Origin of the sequence: Facivitalis istanbulensis, assembly GCF_040560405.1 — a bacterium.
Taxonomy (GTDB): Bacteria; Pseudomonadota; Alphaproteobacteria; order Sphingomonadales; family Sphingomonadaceae; genus Sphingomonas; species Sphingomonas istanbulensis.
This window is the reverse complement of sequence record NZ_JAVSCQ010000016.1, coordinates 16,733-36,275: the sequence shown is the minus strand read 5'-3', so window position 1 is coordinate 36,275 and position 19,543 is coordinate 16,733. Positions and strand designations below refer to the sequence as shown.

Sequence of the window (19,543 nt, the reverse complement as noted above, 5' to 3'; positions counted from 1 at the left end):
TCGATCGCTCAGGCATTGATCCGGACCGGCAGCGCCTCGAAGCCCTTGACGAAGGTCGAGAAAACCCGGCGCGGCTCGCCCACGACCTCGATCTGCCCGGGCTTCGGCCATCGCTTGAGCGTTTCCTCCCACAGCACGCGCAACTGCATCTCCGCGAGGCGATTGCCGACACAGCGATGGATGCCGAAGCCGAACGACAGGTGATGACGCGGATTGGCACGGTCGATGATGAACCGGTCGGCGTTCTCGATCTCGTCGCCGTCACGGTTGCCCGAGACGTACCACATCACGACCTTATCGCCCTTCTTGATCTGCTTGCCGCCGAGTTCGAAGTCTTCCAGCGCCGTGCGGCGCATGTGCGCCAGCGGCGTCTGCCAGCGGATGATTTCCGATACCATCGACGGAATCAGTGTCGGGTCCGCGCACAACTTGCGGTATTCCTCCGGATTCTCATTGAGCGCGAGCAGGCCACCGCTCATCGAGTTGCGGGTGGTGTCGTTGCCGCCGACGATCAGCAGCACCATGTTGCCCATGAACTCTTCCGGGCTCATGTTGCGGGTGTTTTCCGAGTGCGCCAGCATCGACAGCAGATCGGGCTGCGGATCAGAGTTCGCACGCTCGTTGAACAGCTTGGTCATATAGGCCCCGCACTCTTGGATCTCCTTGATGCGCTGCTCTTCGGTCTCGACCCCGCAGGTGCCGAGTTCGCAAGTCGTGACGTCTGACCAGTGCGTCAGCTTGGTGCGATCCTCGAACGGGAATCCGAACAGCGTCGCCAGCATCTGCGCGGTCAGGTTGATCGAGACGCGCTCGACCCAGTTGAAGGTCTCACCGACCGGCAGCGCATCGAGTGCATTCTGGGTGCGCTGACGGATCAGGCCTTCGAGCTTGGCGAGGTTTTCCGGCGCGACGATCGGGGTCACCGTCTTGCGCTGCACGTCATGCTTGGGCGGATCCATCGCGATGAACATCGGCAGCGACGCCGCCGCATTGTTGTCCATGATCGTGATGCCGCCGGAGCGGGACGCGGACGAGAACACCTTGTGGTTGGTTTCCACGCTCATGATGTCCTTGAACCTGGTGACCGACCAGTACGGCCCGTACTGGCTGTCATTGCAATAGTGAACCGGATCTTCCTTGCGCAAGCGCTCGAAGTAGGGCCACATCATGTTGTCGCGGAACAGCGCCGGATCGGCGACGTTGATCCTGTCCAGCGGAATCGAATATGCATCGGCGCGATCGGCGGTCGCAGCAGCCTGAGTCATCTCCTGGTCTCCTTCTGAGTCATCTCTAGTCTCCTAGTCTTCTTTTTGGGCGCAGCGGCGGGCTTCGATACCAGCAAGGTGCTGGCGCCGGTTCGGTGGACGGATTTCATGCGATGGTGCTCATCCGGCGTTCTCCTCATCCCATTGGAAGACACATTCACTGTGTTCTAAAATCAGTTCTAATTGACAGTCCTCAGCGAATGGGGTTCGGCAAGGCACGGAACAACCCCACTAAAGTGTGGTTTTCAACCCCTCCCCTTCAGGCCCCCTTATGCTTGGAGCAGGCTCGCAGGCGCGGCGGGTGCTTTGACATCGCGCGCGAGGCGCTCGGTTTGGGCGAGAGGGCTTCTGTGAGCCGATCGGACGCGCATGTGGTGATCTTTGGCGCGGGCCACGCCGGGGGAAATGGTCACCGCCCTGCTTCGTCAATATTGGTTTGAGGGAGCCGTAACGCTGGTCGGCGAGGAACTCATCGCGCCTTATCATCGCCCGCCGCTGTCCAAAGCGTGGCTCCGGAACGTCCCGGCGCCGCATCGCTCCCCTTGAAGCCGGTGGAATTCTGCGCCGGACACGGCATTGGCCTCCGACCTGGTGTTCGCGCGGAAAAGCTGACGCGTCAAACCAAGGCAGTTCATCTCTCGACGGGCGAAGTCCCGAGCTGGGCAACCCGCCTTCGCCCTGAAGGAGATCGCGGAGATCGCAGCCTAACTAACAGCCGGAGATTGAAAGTTGATGACACGGACACTGCCTTGAACGCATACGAACGGCGAGTGAGGGCCTGCGGTCGGCCAACCCAATCGGCCCAAAGCCCACACTAAAGAGTGGTTCTGGATTGCACACGGGCGGCCTGCTGCTATAGTTCCGCCCCGATGACGCATGTAAAAACAGACACAGCATCTGCGAAAGTGAGAGGCATTCGAGCGGATGAGCCTGCGTCGACTCATCCGCTCGGATTTGAAATGCGGCCTCGGGAGACCGACTCTAGCCCGCGACAAAGGGCACAGCCTCCCACAGGCTCTATCAATGAGCGAGTGGCGTCGTTGGCCTCCGGATGCCTTTCGCGCCCTCGCCTCTTCGCTGCCGAAAAGCCGACGCGCTGCTATCTCCTTCGCGCGCCTCAAGGTTACGGAAAGACTGTCGCGATGGCACAGCATTGGGCCGATCGTCGGCAAGCCTGTGCTGCGGCGGCATGGGTTTCCATCAAAGAATGCCGGGGCGATCTGCAACTCCTCGCGGACCGTATCTGCGCGCAGCTCGCCGCTACCCAAGAGGCCGGCGGCCACGACACGCCGCCCCCGCCGCGGCCGAGAGAATGTCCTCGCAGCCTCTATGACCTCGCCACTTGGCTATGGGAGACCAAGGATCGACTAGGATCGAAGGTTCTCATCTGTTTCGATGATCTCGAATTTGATCTGCATTCGATAGACGAGATCGAGGCCTTCATGCTGGCGACGCCAGCCGAAGTGGAATTCATCGCGGCAAGCTCGGCAGACATCGGCTTTGCGCGCATGAAAGCGCGGCGAGAAACCCACGAGCTAAGACATGACGCGCTTGCCTTCAATTTCGACGAAGCAAAAGCAGTCGGGCTCACCGAGGAAAGGCGAGCAGCCTCAGAAGTTGAAACTTATTCGCTTTGGAAGCGCACCCAAGGCTGGCCAGAGATATTCTGCCTTTTGATGCAAGCAGCATCGGAGAACCACTCAACCAATCGCCTTATAGTCAACAGCATCACAGGCGTAGATATTGACTTGGATAAATATTTCCGGAGCACAATACTACACTCACTTCCGAATGATATTCGAGAATTTTGTCTCTGCGCCTCCATTCTTGGATCGGTATCAGCAGAATATTTCAACCATGCGTTCCAACGAAACGATGCGGCTTATTTTATAGACAAACTTTCCACCGAGCAGATGCTTCTCCAGCCTCTGGACCGATCGCAGACAGCTTATGAGTTCCACCCTTTGCTTCGCGAATTTCTAGAGCACAGATTCTCGGTGGAGAACCCCGGCTTGAAGCCGAACCTGCTCGCCCGCGCCGCCCAATGGCAAAGACAAAACAACAACATTCGCGACAGCATCAATCTCTCCTTACGCGCGGGTGAGAACGAATCGGCCGCTGATGTTGCGTCTGAAAATATGATGGATATTGCTCTGCGGGAAGGCGAGATAGATCAAATCCAGTTTTGGCAAGGCAGTTTTTCCGCTGCTGTCATTTCGGGTTCTCCAACAATCGCCCTTGGCCTGGCCTGGGCCCAGATTTTTAGTCACGACCACCGGCGGGCGAGTGGGCTGTTGGCCGATTTGCGGGCCACGGAACTTAGCGGTCTTGATCAACAAGTACGCCGACAAATAGAGTGCTGGTGCGACCTCATCGAAGCCATCGGAGAAGCAACCGGCGACAATCTGTCGGAAAGTCGGCGGCAGTGCGAAGCCTGGATGAAAGTCTATAACGAGGCGGACCTCGTCAGCAAAGGTGCTGTGCTCACCTGTCTTTGCTTCCTTGCGGCCAGCGAGCACCGGTTTGGTGATTTAAGGACACTGTCCTTGGAGACGTCATCGGTAAACAACATCGCGGATCACCACTACGCACTGGGATGGCTTTACGGCGCCATGATTCTCGCCGAGCTTTCAAGAGGAGATATGCGCGCAGGTGCTGCCTTACTCAAAAAAGCGCGCGGTGACGAAAATGCTCAAATCAACACGACCCCTTTCTCAGTAAACCTTCTGAACACGCTGGAACTAGAAATTCAGTACGAGGCGAACCAACTTGACGGCATAGAAGCACACGTCGACGAGATTCTTGATTTTGTACGGCGGCATGGCATTGTCGATTTTACATTCTCGGCCTATCGCACCGCTGCAGCAATTGCCCGCTGCAAGGGCAATCCAAAACGTGCTGCCGAGCTTCTTAACGAGATGCGCGTGATAGCGGGAGAATCTGGTTTCGTCCGGCTTGAGGTCCTGGCGCGACTGACGCTCGCGGATATGTTCGTTGCAGAGAGCGCGGAGCAGGCGCTCTCCACCTTGCCGAACCACAATCACCCAATTTTTCTCTCGACACATGGACCGTATCTCCGCGCACGGCAATCGCTTACCGAAGCGCGCATTGCGGCGCGACAGGGGAAGTTTCACCTTTCCAACCGCTTTGCAAACGTCGCTCTAGACCATGCACGCCGATTTGAACTTGGCCGGCTGGAGGTTGCGGCGTTACTTTGCACCGCCGTTGCTTGTGCCGGGACAGGAAGATCGGCCGTGTCTGAACAGCGCGTAGCCGACGCGATCGCCATTGCTTCGCGACTTGGATGTTATCGCACATTCCTCGATGAACGGTGGCATCTGGAAGCGCTTGGACCCATCTCGACGCCACTGTTGAATCTCATTCCGAGCGAGGAGGAATTGGGGCGTCGAGAACCCGCGCCCGGCGACTATCGCGTCCGCTCGCCGAGAAGCACAACTTCGGTTGTGCTCACGAGAAAGGAACTGGCGATGCTTCAAAGGATAAGAGAAGGCCTCTCTAATCGTGATATCGCGTCCAAGCATCGCATAAGTGAAGACACCGTCAAATGGCACATTCGCAATCTATTTGCCAAACTGGCAGTCAAGAACAGAGTCCAAGCGCTGCTGGAATCGGAGAGGCTCGGAATTCTACAGTAAAACTACCCGCGACCATGAGCGCTACACGATTTCAGAGGTCGTTCCTTCGCCAAATCACCCTCCGGTTCCGCTTCGCTCCACCTGCAGCCAACACTGGCGAGGGAGACAACGATGCGCTAACACTTAAGCGGGACCGCCCGGTGGAGGCGATCAAAATGCGGGCTGTCGGGTCGGGCGCAGAAATGAGATCACCTATGAATGAACCAAGCCGAGCGATCTTCAGAACAACCGATGGCCTCGACCTCGCCGCAGATATGCATGGTCGGCCAACGCGCGGCTCAGTACTCGTGGCGCACGGCGGCGGCCAGACACGGCATGCCTGGGCCAAGACGGCGGCGGCGCTTGCGGATCGGGGCTGGGAAGTGGTCACGCTCGATCTTCGCGGCCATGGCGAGAGTGGCTGGTCACCGACGGGCGACTACGGGATTCGGCGGTTCTCGGAAGATCTCGCGGAGGTCGCGCGCGCGATGGGTGGCCGTCCGGCGTTGATCGGCGCGTCGCTCGGCGGTCTCGCCGGACTGTACGCGGAGGCCGAGATCGCGCCCGGGGGTTTCAGCTCGATCACCCTGGTCGACATCGTTCCGAACATGGACCCAGACGGCGCCGCCAAGGTCATGGAGTTCATGAACGCCCATGTCGCCCAGGGATTCGGCAACCTTGAAGAGGCTGCAGACGTCATTGCGGCCTATCTACCTCACCGACCGCGGCCAGCGGATCATTCTGGACTGGCCAAGAACCTGCAGCAGGGCGATGACGGGCGGTTCCGCTGGCATTGGGATCCCGGCGTTGTCTCTGGCATGCAAAGCTGTCGATCCCTGCGGGATGCCGACGCGTTCCAAGCCCGATTGACCGGCTTGACGCTTCCGGTGCATCTCATCAGGGGTCGGCTGAGCGAGTTGGTTTCTCGGGAGGCGGCGGAAACCTTCGTCGCGCAGCTTCCGAACGGAAAGTTCACCGATGTCGCCGGCGCGTCGCACATGGTAGCTGGTGATCGCAACGACGCCTTTCTCAGCGCCGCGGTCGGATTTCTTGAGCGGCTGGACCGGCAGACGCGAGCCTATGACGGCTGAAGCCTTACCGAACGTCTTCGCCCTGACTCCTCTCGACCCGAAATTCAGAGCCGATCCCCATGATGCGCTCAACGACCTGCGAACATGTTGCATCGTGAATTGCGATGAGGTTCGTCCTCCTCGTGTGAGGATCGGCTCGGCCCACCCGAGCAACCCTCGGATCACCAGTGTAGGGCGAACCACCTCTAACAACGTAACCGACCGGTTGAGGCCGCCTGCCTTGCGGTGATGTGAGCGCGTAAGGGACGTCCATAAGGACGTCGTTATGGACGTCCTGAGCCAAAGCGAGGGACGGCGGTGGAGATATTGGGCCGGGAACGGCGTCGTCGGTGGAGCAACGCGGAGAAGCTCGATATCGTCGCCGCTGTGGGAGTGAACGGAGAGACGTTGGCGCGCGTCGCGCGGCGCTACGATGTGTCGCGAAGCCAGATCTATCAATGGCGCCATCTGTTCAGGAAGCGGGGGTTGCTACCTGCGGCGGACGGACCGACCTTCTTGCCGGTCGATATCGGGGTGCCCATGCTAAGCGCGGAGCCCGTGCTCGATGACCGGGTGGTGGTCTCGCCCTTGATCGTCGAGCTGGAGATGGTCTCGAGCAGCCGGTCAAAGGTGTGGCGATAGGCGTCGCGCGGAAAGAGCTGATCGCGGTAGACGAGGCTGAGCAGCGCCATAGGCTTGCGGCGCAGCGCGTGGATGACATGGCGATAATCGACGACATGGCCATGTTTGCCGTTGCTGCTGGCGCGCCCGCGCACCAGCGTGATGAGCGGGGTGCCGCCGATGAACAGGTCGAGACGGTCGTCGTAAAGGCGGACCCGCAGCCGGTGCCCGATCAACCGCGACGGCACTGTGTAGAACACTCTTTTGAGCAGGAAGCCGCCTGAAGAAGTGACGATGACGATGGTCTCCTCATAGTCGCAGGTCCGGCGGCCCGGCAGCGGTTGCAAGGCGGGCCGCTCGGCTTCGATACGCTTTGCGCTGCGGGCATTCTTGCGGCTGACGATCTCGTCAATGAAGCCGCGATAGGCGGTAAGATCGCCGGGTCCTGCGCCTCTCTGCCGAGACCCGCTACGCCGCGAAAAGCTGGAAGCACGAGCGCCGCGTTGTCGCCCGGATCGAAGCCCGCACCATGGGCATGGACATCCGCACCGTCGTCACCTCGTTGACCGCGCCCGGCCCGGAGAACCTGTACGAGGTCTATTACTGCGCACGTGGCAATGCAGAAAACCTGATCAAGCTGCACAAGAGCCAGCTTTCCAGCGACCGGACCTCGTGCCGGTCGGCCAACGCCAACCAGATGCGCCTAATCCTGCACACCGCTGCCTACTGGCTGATGTGGCGCGTACAGCAAGCCATCCGCAAAAAAGCCGCGCTCGCCACGGCCGAGTTCGCCACAATGCGCGTGCGTCTCCTCAAAATCGCCGCCCGCGTCATCGAAACATCCACCCGCATCCGAGTCGCGTTCGCTTCCGCCTGCCCAGATGCCGACTTGTTCCGCACCATCGCCAACGCGCTTAAACCTGCGCCACATAGTCGACGCGGCGGTGCCGCCGAACACTCGAACCCTGTCCGTAAAACCTGCAAACCTGTCGATCCGCCGCGATGAAATAGACGCAACGACGGAGTACAGCCTGCTTGGGCCTATGTCCCTGCCGAAAGCCAGACCGAACCAGTCAGCGCACCCTCACGAATAAGAGAGGTTAGTCCGGTTAGCAGGGGAATCGGGTGAAGGCATCAAGCGGCGATGAGACCTGCGAGGAAGTCATCGTCCCATGCGGCGATTTTGCGTCGCGATCGAAGCGAATCGCTGGTGTTGGGCAGTCGCAGGAGATTGGTCGCGATGTGCTTGATGGTGGTGAAATTGGCGGGAGCGTTGTCGGTTCTGACGCGGCATTCGTCATCACGGAACACCATATCCAAAACCCAGTGCATGCGAATTCCGACCGAAGCGGGCCGGGTAATCCGATGCGAAGCGGGCCCGCATTCCAACGTAAAGTGGGCCCCCGTTCCGATGTGAAGCGGGCGGCCATTCCGACGCAAAGCGGGCCACCATTCCAGTGGCAAGCGGGCCGGGTCGGTGGCGGCATTTAGGAGACCTGTTCGGGTCAGCAACTGCGGCAGAAGTCTCGTCCTTTGAACAAGGATGGAGGGGCTGATGCCGGCCAGGAGAAAGCTGACCATGCGATACTTACGGCGGATTCTGCGCCTTCATCACCAAGGGACACCGACGCGCGATATCGTGCGCGTCACGGGCATCGCCCGAACGACCATCCAGCGGGCGCTCGAGCGCTCGAAGGCTGCAGGTTTGGTTTGGCCGCTTGCCGAAGACGTGACCGACGACGTGCTGGAAGCGCGCTTGTTCGCAGGTGCTGGGACGAGAAGTAGCTCCGGCGTACGCAAACATCCGGAACCGGACTGGGCCGAACTGTCTCGCGAGTTGAAACGGCCAGCGGTTACAATGCTGATTCTATGGGAGGAGTATCGGAAGATCTGGCCTGAGGGCTATGGCTACTCCCGGTTTTGCGAGCTCTTACGGGAGTTTCAGCAGCGCCTGTCGCCGGTCATGCGGCAGCATCACGTCGCCGGCGACAAGCTCTTCGTCGATTATTCCGGCAAGCGTCTGCCAATCAACGATCCGCTGACCGGCGAAGTGCGGCTGGCGGAGATCTTCGTCGCCGTGCTGGGCGCGTCAAACTACACCTTTGCGGAGGCGACCTGGTCGCAGACGTTACCGGACTGGATCGGCTCGCACGTCCGGCTCTTCCGCCACATTGGCGGAGTTCCGCGGCTGCTGGTGCCTGACAATCTCAAAAGCGCGGTGAACAAGGCGTCCTTTTACGACCCGGAAATCAACCGCAGCTACGGCCGAATGACCGCGCACTATGACGTCGGCGTGCTTCCGGCGCGGCCGAAGAAGCCCCGTGACAAGGCGGCCGTGGAAGCCGGGGTACGCTTCGCCCAGACGTACATTCTGGGCCGACTTCGCAACCATGATTTCTTCTCGCTGGAGGAAGCCAACACCGCCATCCGCATCGTGATGGCGCAAATGAATACGCGTCCGATGCGCAAGCTCGGCGTCAGTCGCGCAGACTTGCTGGAGAGCCTGGAACGACCAGCGTTGAGGCCGCTGCCGGACGCCGAATATGAGTATGCCGAGTGGAAGCTGGTGCGCGTGGGCATCGACTATCATGTTGAAGTCGAAGACTTCTATTACTCCGTTCCTCATGCGCTGACCCGCCAACAGGTGGATGCTCGGATCACCTCCGCCACCATCGAACTTTTCCACAAAGGCAAACGTGTCGCGGCGCATCAGCGCCGATATGGTGGCGCCAGGCGGCACGGTACGTTGCCTGACCACATGCCACCGAACCACCGGCACTATGCCGAATGGTCACCGGCCCGCTTCCAGCGCTGGGGTGCGCAGATCGGACCCGAGACCGAAGGGCTGGTCATCGCCATCCTGGCGCGTCGTTCGCATCCCGAGCAGGGTTTTCGCACCTGCATGGGCGTGCTGCAGCTCTACAAAGCGCTCGACAAAACCCGCGCCGAAAGCGTGTCGGCCTATGCGCTCGCGGTCGGCGGACTGAGTTCGCGAAGCGTCGCCTCGATCCTGTCCCACAGCCTTGATCTCGCCGTGTCAGCAGAAGGCGACGGCGTCGACAGCCATGCCAACGTGCGTGGCCCGCTCTATTTTCAATGAAAGGACGTCGTATGCTGCTCCATCCTACGCTTGATCTGCTCAACACCCTCGGCCTGTCAGGCATGGCCAAGGGCCTGCAGGATCTGGAAAGCCAACCTGAGGCCCGGTCGCTCGACCATGCCGAATGGCTCGGCCTGCTGCTCGATCAGGAACTAACGGTGCGCCGCCAGAAGCGCTTTGAAAGCCGCGCCCGAGCGGCTCATCTACGCCATGACGCCAGCATCGAGGACGTCGACTACCACGCGGCCCGCGGCCTCGACCGCAGTCTCTTCCTCAAGCTTGGATCATGCGACTGGATCCGCGCGAAGCGCAATGTGCTGATCACGGGGCCTTGCGGCGTCGGCAAGAGCTTCCTCGCCTGCGCGCTCGGCCAGAAGGCCTGCCGTGACGATCTCTCAGTCGTTTATCACCGCGCGTCCCAGCTGTTTGCCATGCTGACGCTCGGCAGGAGCGATGGCCGCTATCCCAGGATGCTGCGCGCTCTGTCGCGCGCCGATCTGCTCATCATCGACGACTGGGGACCAGAAACGCTCAGCGCCGATCGCCGCCGAGACCTGCTCGAGATCGTCGAAGATCGCTACGACCGCGGCTCCATCCTCATCACCAGCCAAATTCCCGTAGACCGCTGGTACGAGATCATTGGAAATCCCACGCTCGCTGACGCGATCTTGGACCGCGTCGTCCACAACGCCTACCGCATCGATCTCACCGGCGAGAGCCTTCGCAAACGACGCGCTTCCGCACTCGACGCTTGACCTCGCAGACCGTTCGATAAATTGTCCCGTACGACCCAGGCAGGCATCCCCTAAGTGGCCCGCTTCGGATCGGTACAGGTGGCCCGTTTCACGTTGGAACGGTGGCCCGCTTCAGAGCGGTACGCCCGGCCCACTTCATCGGAATACGCACAGTGCAGGCTGTTTTCGACGGCCCAATGGCTGCGGACGATCGGCCCGAGTTTGTCGGCCGGCAGGTTCAGGGAACTGATATAGAAGCGGGTTTCGCGCTCTATCTTGCTGCCGGTTTCACGGATGCTTTCGATAATGACGATGGTCTTCAATCCGGGCCATTTGTGGCGCTCTTGTAGCCAGATGATGTCGTGGATGACCGTGGCGACCCGGGTCTCGATCCGGCCGTGATCGCCATCGACCGTCTCATGGCGGCTTATTTTGGTGTCGGCAAAATTCCTGGTTTTCTGCTCGACGGCGAACAGCCTGACGTCGTCGTGAAGCGCGCTTTGATTGCCTTTGAGCGCGAGGACATAGTCGGCCTTCTGATCGATGATCTGCCGCGTGATGGCGCGCTGGCAGCCCATGGCATCAATGGTGATGATCGCACCCTCGATCTCCAGCATCTCCAAAAGCCGGGGGATGGCGACAATCTCGTTAGCCTTGTCGGCGACCTTGACCTGACCCAGCACCAATCGTTGGCGCGCGGCAAAGGCCGATACCATGTGGATCGCTGCCTTCGCACCCTTGGATCGCCGCACCGTCTTGCCGTCGATGGCAATCACCTCTGATGCCATGCCGGTCAGTGACGATACCCAGGCGACAAAACAGTGCTGAAACGCATCGGCATCGAGGGTCGCCAGTATGTCGCCGAGATGATCATGGGACGGCGTGCCACCCGCAAACGACCGAAACCGGCGTAGGAACGCCAGCTTGCGAGCTCCAAAATTGGCGATGTCCGTGATCGTCTCCGCCCCCGACAACACCGCCAGCAGGCACAGCAGAAGAACCTCGGTTAGCGGATAACGCACTTTGCCCGGCTGTCGCGCGTCGGGAAGATCCTCAAAATACCCCAGAAATAGACCCGCTTCCGCGAAAGCCCCTTCATCCACCCGTCCGCTCGCCATCCTCCCTGCCGCTCCTCCTGTAGAAAGGAGCCCCACTGATTCAGCACATCAGCGCTTTGTCACGAACTTCTTCACCCGATTGCCCTGGTCCGGTTAGGGTCAATACTGTTCACTTAAGATAATCTTTGCTATGGTATTTGCTATGATAGTAGCCGGTGCTAGGCATCGGGAGGCATTGGCATGGCACGGACAGTAGCAGAACTTCCTTCGGGTCGCAGACATCAGGCGGCGCATGATGCGCTGCTCGCCGAAATCCTCGACGAGGTAATTACTTATATGGGGAGGAGTTATCCGGGATAGCATTATGGCGGCATTTCGTAAATCCTGATCATTGGCTGGATCCAAGGAGAGAACCCGTTGCATGACGCGACTCGATACCGAGCCTAATCCAACTTATATACGGTCGCTGCTCGAGGCAGCAGCACCAGCATTCCGCATTCGGCGGACTTGGGTTCATCGACGAGACCAATCTCAGCGAGCGGCTTTTCAGGCCCTGTAATTACGCGGTTCGTCATCCGAGCATCCACCCAGGGCTCGAAGCCGTGGGAGAATTCCAAAAAGGGCGTACGGAGCGCTACGCGGTGGTCAATTCGGCGCCCTCGATGATCACGCCAGCGCTGACATATTTCCATAGAGCCACGAGCAACTTGCGGGCGAGCGCGACGATTGTCGATGACGTGACCGGCAACATCCTTTGTGGCTACGATAAATTTCGACATCTTCTCGCCGTTCCCCGGCGCCAGGGACGTGACCAACCATTTCGATTGCGAGAGTTCCAGCGAGATAAAAAATCGCGGTAAGCTCGGTGCGAACAGCGGACGGCGCTTGGGAACGATGAGCTGCAACCGGCATGTCGATCTCCAGAGTGAGTTTTTTAGCGAGACCAGTCTGGCAGAGCGCCGCTCGCTGTTCACCTCCTCATGGAATCTATGCGAAGCTCTACGAACCTGGCGCGGATGGGAGCCCGCGTTTCCGGGAAGCAGCCTGCTTTGCCCATTGGCGACGCGATTTCCACGACATCTGGACGTCCCAAAAATCCGAGATCGCACACGAGGCGCTCGAGCGTATCGGGCAGCTCTATGACATCGAGCGCGAGATCGCCGGCAAGTCTGCCTATAGCCCCACATCATCGTGCTGGCCCAATCAGGTCGAGCGCTTCTTCGCCCTGCTGACCGAAAAGAGGATCAAAACGAGGGGCCGATAGCTCCAGGAGGGCGCTAATCGAGGACATCGAAAGCTTCATCGACAACACATCCAATCGACAAAGCTGCAAGCTCGCCTGTCGTCTCTTGGCTCAGTTGGTTTATCCACTCACCCCCATCGCTAGTGCTTTTTGCAGCGCGACGAACTGTGTCGTCAGGGCCATCCGGGCCTGAATCTGTAGATCCGCAGCCGCCAACTGATCGTTTTCGGCGGCAAGCGCGGCAAGCGCGGACGACCGCCCTGCACGGCAGGATTGCTGGGCGAGGCCAGCGCTGTGGTCCGCCAGCAGAGAGTTGCGCGTCTGCATCGCGAATGCCTTGCGTGCCTCGCCGAATCTGTTGAGTGAACTTTCCGCATCCTGAAGGGCCACGAGCACGGCGGCGCGATACGCTGCCGCCGCCTCATCGCGACCGGCGACGGCCTGCAACACGCCCGCCCGCCCGCGTCCAAAATCGGCAAGGTTCCATTGGATCGTCGGACCGGCGAGCGACCAGAGATTGTCGGCACTCGCAATATCGCCCTTCATGGCGCTGCCAAGACCGACCACGCCTGCCAGGCTGACCTTGGGCATCCGCGCGGCTTCCGCCACGCCAATCCCGGCATTGGCGGCATGCAGGTGCTGCTCGGCCGCCCGGATATCGGGCCTGCGGGCGAGCATGGCGGTGGGATCGCCGACCGGGACGGCGGCGGGGGGAAGCGGAACCGGGCCCGTGCCATCGAGCATGGCATCGAGCGCGCCAGGGGCTTCTCCCAGCAGCACGGCTATCGCGTCCTTGCGATCGTTCCGGTCCGCTTCCAGAGCCGCGATGGCTTGCCGCCGGACTTCCACGGTGCGATCGGCCTGATCGCGCTCGATGCGCGACAGCTTGCCCGCGCCTTCAAGCTGCGCCGTGAGGTTCGCGATCTTCTGCTGGTTGGCAAGCAGACGGCGCGCGAGGTCCAGACGTTGTCGGCTGGCGCGCAGGGCAAGATATTGGCGCGCGATCTCCGCAGTCAGGCTGAGGCGGGTATTCTCCGCATCGGCCTGCGCGGCCTCGAATTGCGCGCGCGTGGCCTCGATATTCCGCCGCGCTCCACCGAATAGATCGATTTCCCAAAGGGCGTCGAAGCCTGCGAGGAAGAGCGACGAGGACTTGGCCTCTCCACCCGTCACCAATCTCGATGCCTGGATATTCCCGGCCCCTGCCCCGGTGCCGACAACCGGCGCCAATGCCGCGCGCGAGCTTCGCAGTTGGGCCCGCGCCTGCCGGACACGCGCTTCGGCGATATCGATCGCCGGGTTGGAGGACAGCGCCCGCCCGATCAGTTGATCGAGCAGCGGATCGTTCAATTCCCGCCACCATGGCGTCAGTTGCGGCGTGGCGGGCATCGAAACCTGATCCGTCCGCAAGAAGGAATTGCCCATCGAGGCGGGGGGTGGCGGTGCACCTTTGTAATTCGGCCCCATCATACATCCGCCGAGTGTGGGCAACAGCAGGAGCGGAGGGACAAAGACAAGCGCACGCATCGACAGTATCTCCGGTTCAGGGCCGTAGCGACGCAAGCTTGCTGGACAGCCACGGACGAATCACTTACTAACCCACTTAACGGTCGTTCAACAAGTGAGCATTCCATGTCCGACATGCGGTCCCAATTACTCGAAACCGCCGCCCGGCTTTTCGCCGAGCGCGGCTACGAAGCCGTGTCGATGCGCAATATCGCCAGGCTGGTCGGGGTGACCCAGGCGAACCTCTATTATCACTTCCGGGACAAGGCCGACCTGATCGAGGCCACCCTCGCCTCGGTGTTCGAGGCTTGCGCCCGCGATCTGGATGCGTGGCTGGCCCAGCACCCGTCGAACCAGCTCGAGGCTTTTGTGCGATGGTTCGTCCGGAGGCTGATGACCGACCGGATATTCGCCCGCCTGCTGTATCGGGAACTGCTGGATGGAGACGAAGCCCGCATCGCCACCCTTTCACGCACGGTACTTCGGCAACCATTCCAATCGATCGTCGCTGCAGTGGAGCAAGGCAGAACGGACATATCTGCCAAGGAGGTCGCGTTGTCGCTGGTTGGCTTCGCGCTTGGACAGGTCCTGATCCTGCCCCTCGCCCCCGGCCTGACCGGAGACAGCGAGAGGTCCGAATCCGTGGATCAGGTGGCCTCTCAACTTCTCGCCCTGATCCAGTCCGCTTCGGTGGTGGGCTGACATGGATCGCAAGCACCGTGTGGCGAAGGCGATCGCCCTGTCGTTTCCTATCCTTCTCGCAAGCTGCGGCGGTGGGGACCAGACATCGCAATCGGCGGAACCTCCCGCCGTCAACCTGCCCGTGACGACTGCATCCCTGACGACATCCATGGACGGAACTGCCGCGAGCGGCACGGTCGAATCCGATGATCGCGTGCAACTCGTGGCCCGCGCCTCGGGCACTATCCGGGCACCCGACCTTTATGACGGCCAGCCCGTCAGGCGCGGGCAAATCCTTGCGACCATCGACGCGCGGCAGGCCGAGGCCGCTGTTCGGCGCGCCAGCGCCGCGCTGGATGCGGCGCTGGCCGAACAACGCAATGCGCATGGGGATGTCACGCGCGATGCACCGCTCGCCCAAAGCGGTGCCTTGGCGATGGATGCCTATCGCAAAGAACAGCTTCGAGACAGCGCGGCCGCCGCCGGAGTCACCCAGGCACAGGCGGCACTCACCGCTGCCCAGGTGGACCTCGCCTACACCTCGGTTGCCAGCCCTTTCGACGGTTTCGTCGTTTCCCGGCAAATCCGCGACGGAGACATGGTGATGCCAGGATCGCCGCTGGTGACGGTGGAGAGCCGTGGCCAATTGGTGTTCCGCTTTGCCGCGCCCCAGGCCAGTCTCGGGATGTTCGTGCCGGGAGCGGCGACTCCCGTGCTGCTCGACGGGCGCGAAGATCGCCCCGTAACCGGCAAGGTCCGGGGCGTCGTCCCCTCCGCGGACCCGGCTACCCGCCGCTACACGGTAGAGATCGTTCTTCCCGCCGATAGCGGAATCATGCCGGGCATGTTCGGTCGCGTCCGGCTCCCATCGGCGACGAATCACGGGGTCAGCGGAGATACCGTCGCGGTGCCTGCCGCCGCGATCACCGACCGCGGCGGGCTGACCGGGGTTTTCGTGGTGGGCCAGGACAAGCGTCTCACCTTCCGCTGGGTGCGGCCGGGTGACCGGCTGGGCGATCGGGTCACCGTAACCTCCGGCCTGTCGGCTGGTGAACGCATCCTCGCCCGTGTCGATCGGACCGTTCGGGACGGCGCACGCCTCGCCGGCGGAGCCACGCGATGACCGAGGCGCCGCTCAATTTAGCGGGCCGCCTTGCCAGGACATTCATCACCTCCAAGCTGACGACCGTCTTCCTGCTGGCCGCGCTGCTGCTCGGCGCGCTCGCCGTGTTGCTGACCCCGCGCGAGGAAAATCCCCAGATCGTGGTGCCCGGTGCGATGGTCACGGTCGCCCTGCCCGGCGCCACCGCCGAAGAGGTGGACCGGCTGGTGGTGGCACCGCTTGAAGGCGTGCTCAGCGAGATGACCGGGCTCGACCACAGTTACGGCACTGCCCAACCCGGCCTCGGCACGGTGCAGGTGCAGTTCAAGGTCGGCCAGCCGCCCGAGGATTCGCTGGTCAAGCTCTACAACCGGGTGATCGCCAACCGCGGCAGGCTTCCCGCCGATGCGGCTATCCCACTGATCCAGGCGGTCGATGCCGACGATGTGCCCATCGTTACCGTGACCCTCGCTTCCTCCGCCTATGACGACTTCGGCCTCAAGCGATTGGCGGATTCGATGGCTGAGCGCCTGCGCAGCACGCCGGGCGTTTCGGTGGTTTCCGTCTATGGCGGGCGCAACCGAGAGATTGATGTCGCGCTCGATCCGGTCCGATTGCAGTCCTTCTCGATCTCGCTCGCCGAGGCACGCGGAGCGCTGGGCGCCTCCGATGTGGGCCTCAACCTCTCTGGGCCGGCACGGGCGGGCCGACTGGAACGACTGCGCTACTCCGGCGAGCTGGGATCGGTGGCGGCGGTACGCGATCTCGTGATCGGGGTGCGCAATGGCCGCACGATCAAGATCGGAGATGTCGCAACCATCTCCGACGGCCCGCATGTCGAAATCACGCGCCTCAGCCGTTTCGGATTTGCGGCGGGCGACCCGCGCGCCAAGCTCGGTGAAGGCGAAATGCCCGCCGTCACCATCGCCATTGCAAAGAAGAAGGGTGAGAATGCGGTCACCGTGTCCGAAGCCGTGGCCAATCGGGTCGCGCGGATGCAGGCCAGCTTCATCCCGCGCGCGGTCCATGTCGTAACCACCCGCGACGACGGCCAGAAAGCCGACGAGGCCGTCAACGCGCTGATGGAGCATCTGGCGATCGCGCTGATTACCGTCAGCTTCATCATGCTGTTGTTCCTCGGCTGGCGCGAGGCGCTGATCGTGTCCGTCACCGTTCCGGTCATCTTCTCGATCACGCTCGGAGCGGACCTGCTCGGCGGGGTGACGATCAACCGCATCACCCTGTTCGCGCTTATCCTGGCGCTGGGCCTGCTCGTCGATGCCTCGATCGTCGTGATCGAGAACATCCACCGCCACTACCATCACGAGCGCTCCGACGCTTCGCAGGAGGATGTGACCGTCCTTGCCACCAACGAGATCGGCGGCGCCACCAATCTCGCGACATTTGCCGTGATGCTGGTGTTCGCGGCCCTGCTGCTCGTGACCGGCATGGCGGGCGATTATTTCTATCCCATCGCCTATAATGTGCCGATCGCGATGCTCGCGTCGATCATTGTCGCCTATATCGTCACGCCCTGGGCAGCGAACCGCTGGGTCAAGCGACCTGCCTCTACCGGCGGCATATTGGATGATGGAAGCGCGGAAGAGGCCGGTGCTCATGCGGAGCGCAAGCCCGACAAGTTGCGGGACGCCTATCTCTGGCTGATCCGACCGCTTCAGGAGCACTCAAAGGCACGTCGTGCCCTGATGATCGGCGCGGTCGTTGCCCTGCTCCTTTCGATCGCGCAAGGCGGCTGGCAGTTCATCCGCCCGGCGGGCGTCGGCGGGCCGGTGCCGCCGCTTGGGGTTGCCATGGGCTTCCTTCCCAAGGACAACAAGAACACCTTCAACATCGTGATCACCATGGCCGAAGCCAGCCCCGTAGAGAATACGGCCCGGATGGTTCACGAGATCGACGGCCTGCTTGCCGCCAATCCGCTGGTGGTGAACTACCAGAACTGGATCGGCCAGGCTGGGGTCCCGGATTTCAATGGATTGATGCAGGGAACGGCGGCTCGCACGGGTGAGAATGTCGCCGAAATCCGCGTCAACCTCCTGGACAAGCACCAGCGTTCGGAAAGCTCGATCACGTTCGTCCGCGAATTGCGTCTGAAGATCGAAGCCATTCGGACCCGCTATCCGGGCGCCCGGGTGAGACTGGTCGAGGATCCGCCGGGGCCACCGGTGCGTGCGACGGTGCTCGCCGAATTGCACGGCGAAGATCTCGTGGGCTTGCGCCGGCTGGCGAAGCAGGTGGAAGCCGAGTTCGCCAACACCTATGACATGGTCGATATCTCGAACAGCGAGCCTACCGACGTGTCGCAATGGCGCTTTGTTCCTGACCGCGAGAAAGCAGCGCTCTCCGGCGTATCAGCTGCCGATATTGCCGAGGTTCTGGGACTTGTCTATGATGGCCAGGTGGTCGGGCGTGCCCATATCGATCCAGAGCGCAACCCCGTTCCGATCCGCGCCTATGTGCCGCGCGCGGATCAGCCCGCCCCCGCACGGCTCGAAGGCCTCTACGTGACCAGCAGGGACGGCCGCCAGATACCGCTGGCCGAATTGGTCCGGCGCACACCATCGACCGCCGACAAGCCGGTCCAGCGCAAGGACAATGAGCGCGTGATCTTCATCGGAGGAGAACTTGCGCAGAGCGTGCCGGTCTATGCGGTGCTCGATCTCAACCGGCGCTTGTCGAGATTGCGCACCCCGGACGGGCAGCCGCTCGCCACCGGCAATCTCAGCCTCAGCGAAAAGGCACCTGACATCATCGACGGCTACCAACTGCTATGGAGCGGCGAAATGCGGATGACGCTCGATATCTACCGCGACATGCTGATGGCGCTCGGGGCGGCGCTGACGGCGATCTATTTCCTACTGGTTGCTTATTATCGCTCGTTCCTCACCCCGCTGATTGCCATGTCCGCAGTGCCTCTGGGGGTCATCGGCATCTTTCCGGGCCACTGGCTGCTGAAAACCGACTTTTCGGCGACCTCCATCGTGGGCATCATCGCACTGTCCGGCGTGGTGATCCGCAACTCGCTGCTCATCATCGACTTCATCCAGGATAACCAGAAACATGGCATGCCGCTGGCGGAGGCGGCGCGGATGGCCGGCGCGGTCCGCCTGCGGCCGATCCTGCTCACCACGCTTGCCATCGTGCTGGGCTCGGCGATCATGATCCCCGATCCCGTGTTCGGCGGCCTTGCGATCTCGCTGATCTTTGGCACGCTCGTCTCGACCGTGCTCACTGTCTTCGTGGTGCCGATCCTCTATGAGCGCCTCATGCGCGCATGAGGCTTCCGTCCCATGCCGCGGCCCTAGGAAAGACGTTTGCGACGCAGGCTGACGAGCACGAGGATCGCCGCGCGCCGGATCCCGGTAGCGGGGCTTCCAATTCGGCTTACGTCGCGTGGTCGATATGTTCCAGCAGCGCCGCTGGCGGCGCATGGTCCGGCCTTCTCGCAAGATTGCGATAATGCCACGCGGCCTCTTCAAGGATGGAATCCGCTTCGATCCGGGCGTCTTT

General features: G+C 61.6%; 12 protein-coding genes and 4 pseudogenes. 10 read left to right on the top strand and 6 right to left on the bottom strand.

The annotated features are described in order from the left end of the window. Positions 1–8: 8 nt before the first annotated feature. Entirely contained in the window at positions 9–1,166 is a 1,158-nt protein-coding gene (locus RN629_RS10975) for a cytochrome P450 (protein ID WP_407035269.1), read from the bottom strand. Positions 1,167–2,407: 1,241 nt separating this feature from the next. Here RN629_RS10975 and RN629_RS10970 point away from each other — a divergent pair. The 3 genes from RN629_RS10970 (at position 2,408) to RN629_RS10960 (ending at position 6,612) form a co-directional block, all read left to right on the top strand. After that, positions 2,408–4,921, top strand: a complete 2,514-nt coding sequence (locus tag RN629_RS10970) for a LuxR C-terminal-related transcriptional regulator (RefSeq protein WP_281124274.1) — start codon at positions 2,408–2,410, stop codon at positions 4,919–4,921. Between the two features lie 194 nt (positions 4,922–5,115). After that, on the top strand, positions 5,116–5,991 hold the full coding sequence (locus tag RN629_RS10965; protein WP_194917818.1) for an alpha/beta fold hydrolase: 876 nt from the start codon (positions 5,116–5,118) through the stop codon (positions 5,989–5,991). A gap of 297 nt (positions 5,992–6,288) precedes the next feature. After that, on the top strand, positions 6,289–6,612 hold the full coding sequence (locus RN629_RS10960; protein ID WP_407035268.1) for a transposase: 324 nt from the start codon (positions 6,289–6,291) through the stop codon (positions 6,610–6,612). Here RN629_RS10960 and RN629_RS10955 read toward each other — a convergent pair. Then, positions 6,588–7,028, bottom strand: a pseudogene (locus tag RN629_RS10955) (IS21 family transposase); the annotation flags it as partial. The gene RN629_RS10960 and the pseudogene RN629_RS10955 sit on opposite strands and share 25 nt — an antisense overlap. 5 nt (positions 7,029–7,033) lie before the next feature. Between RN629_RS10955 and RN629_RS10950 the strand changes: the two are divergent. Next, positions 7,034–7,516: pseudogene (locus RN629_RS10950) on the top strand (transposase); the annotation flags it as partial. 209 nt (positions 7,517–7,725) lie between these two features. On the opposite strand, the pseudogene RN629_RS10945 reads toward RN629_RS10950, so the two are convergent. After that, positions 7,726–7,923, bottom strand: a pseudogene (locus tag RN629_RS10945) (transposase); the annotation flags it as partial. A 247-nt stretch (positions 7,924–8,170) separates the two neighbouring features. Here RN629_RS10945 and istA point away from each other — a divergent pair. Both istA and istB read left to right on the top strand, forming a co-directional pair. Beyond that, on the top strand, positions 8,171–9,691 hold the full coding sequence (gene istA / locus RN629_RS10940; RefSeq protein WP_407035276.1) for an IS21 family transposase: 1,521 nt from the start codon (positions 8,171–8,173) through the stop codon (positions 9,689–9,691). An 11-nt stretch (positions 9,692–9,702) separates the two neighbouring features. Further along, entirely contained in the window at positions 9,703–10,446 is a 744-nt protein-coding gene (istB, locus tag RN629_RS10935; protein ID WP_332748175.1) for an IS21-like element helper ATPase IstB, read from the top strand. 50 nt (positions 10,447–10,496) lie between these two features. Here the strand turns inward: istB and RN629_RS10930 are convergent, their stop codons facing one another. Beyond that, positions 10,497–11,543 carry an ISAs1 family transposase gene (locus RN629_RS10930; protein WP_407035267.1) on the bottom strand — a complete coding sequence of 349 codons (1,047 nt, stop codon included), beginning with the start codon at positions 11,541–11,543 and terminating at the stop codon, positions 10,497–10,499. Between the two features lie 686 nt (positions 11,544–12,229). Further along, positions 12,230–12,395, bottom strand: a pseudogene (locus tag RN629_RS10925) (IS110 family transposase); the annotation flags it as partial. Here RN629_RS10925 and RN629_RS10920 point away from each other — a divergent pair. Further along, on the top strand, positions 12,394–12,747 hold the full coding sequence (locus RN629_RS10920) for an IS66 family transposase (protein WP_407035266.1): 354 nt from the start codon (positions 12,394–12,396) through the stop codon (positions 12,745–12,747). The pseudogene RN629_RS10925 and the gene RN629_RS10920 sit on opposite strands and share 2 nt — an antisense overlap. A gap of 99 nt (positions 12,748–12,846) precedes the next feature. On the opposite strand, the gene RN629_RS10915 is transcribed toward RN629_RS10920, so the two are convergent. Then, positions 12,847–14,253 carry an efflux transporter outer membrane subunit gene (locus RN629_RS10915; RefSeq protein ID WP_281124276.1) on the bottom strand — a complete coding sequence of 469 codons (1,407 nt, stop codon included), beginning with the start codon at positions 14,251–14,253 and terminating at the stop codon, positions 12,847–12,849. Between the two features lie 105 nt (positions 14,254–14,358). Between RN629_RS10915 and RN629_RS10910 the strand changes: the two genes are divergently transcribed. The 3 genes from RN629_RS10910 to RN629_RS10900 are packed head-to-tail and all read left to right on the top strand — an operon-like array spanning position 14,359 to position 19,311. Then, positions 14,359–14,934, top strand: coding sequence for a TetR/AcrR family transcriptional regulator (locus RN629_RS10910; protein WP_025549970.1), 576 nt, complete (start codon positions 14,359–14,361; stop codon positions 14,932–14,934). Position 14,935: 1 nt separating this feature from the next. Beyond that, a complete protein-coding gene (locus RN629_RS10905; protein ID WP_281124280.1) occupies positions 14,936–16,036 on the top strand; it encodes an efflux RND transporter periplasmic adaptor subunit in 1,101 nt (366 codons plus the stop codon). Next, positions 16,033–19,311 (top strand): efflux RND transporter permease subunit, encoded by a 3,279-nt coding sequence (locus RN629_RS10900; RefSeq protein WP_043151354.1) that lies wholly within the window; start codon positions 16,033–16,035, stop codon positions 19,309–19,311. Before RN629_RS10905 ends, RN629_RS10900 begins: the two co-directional genes overlap by 4 nt. Positions 19,312–19,543: the final 232 nt, after the last annotated feature.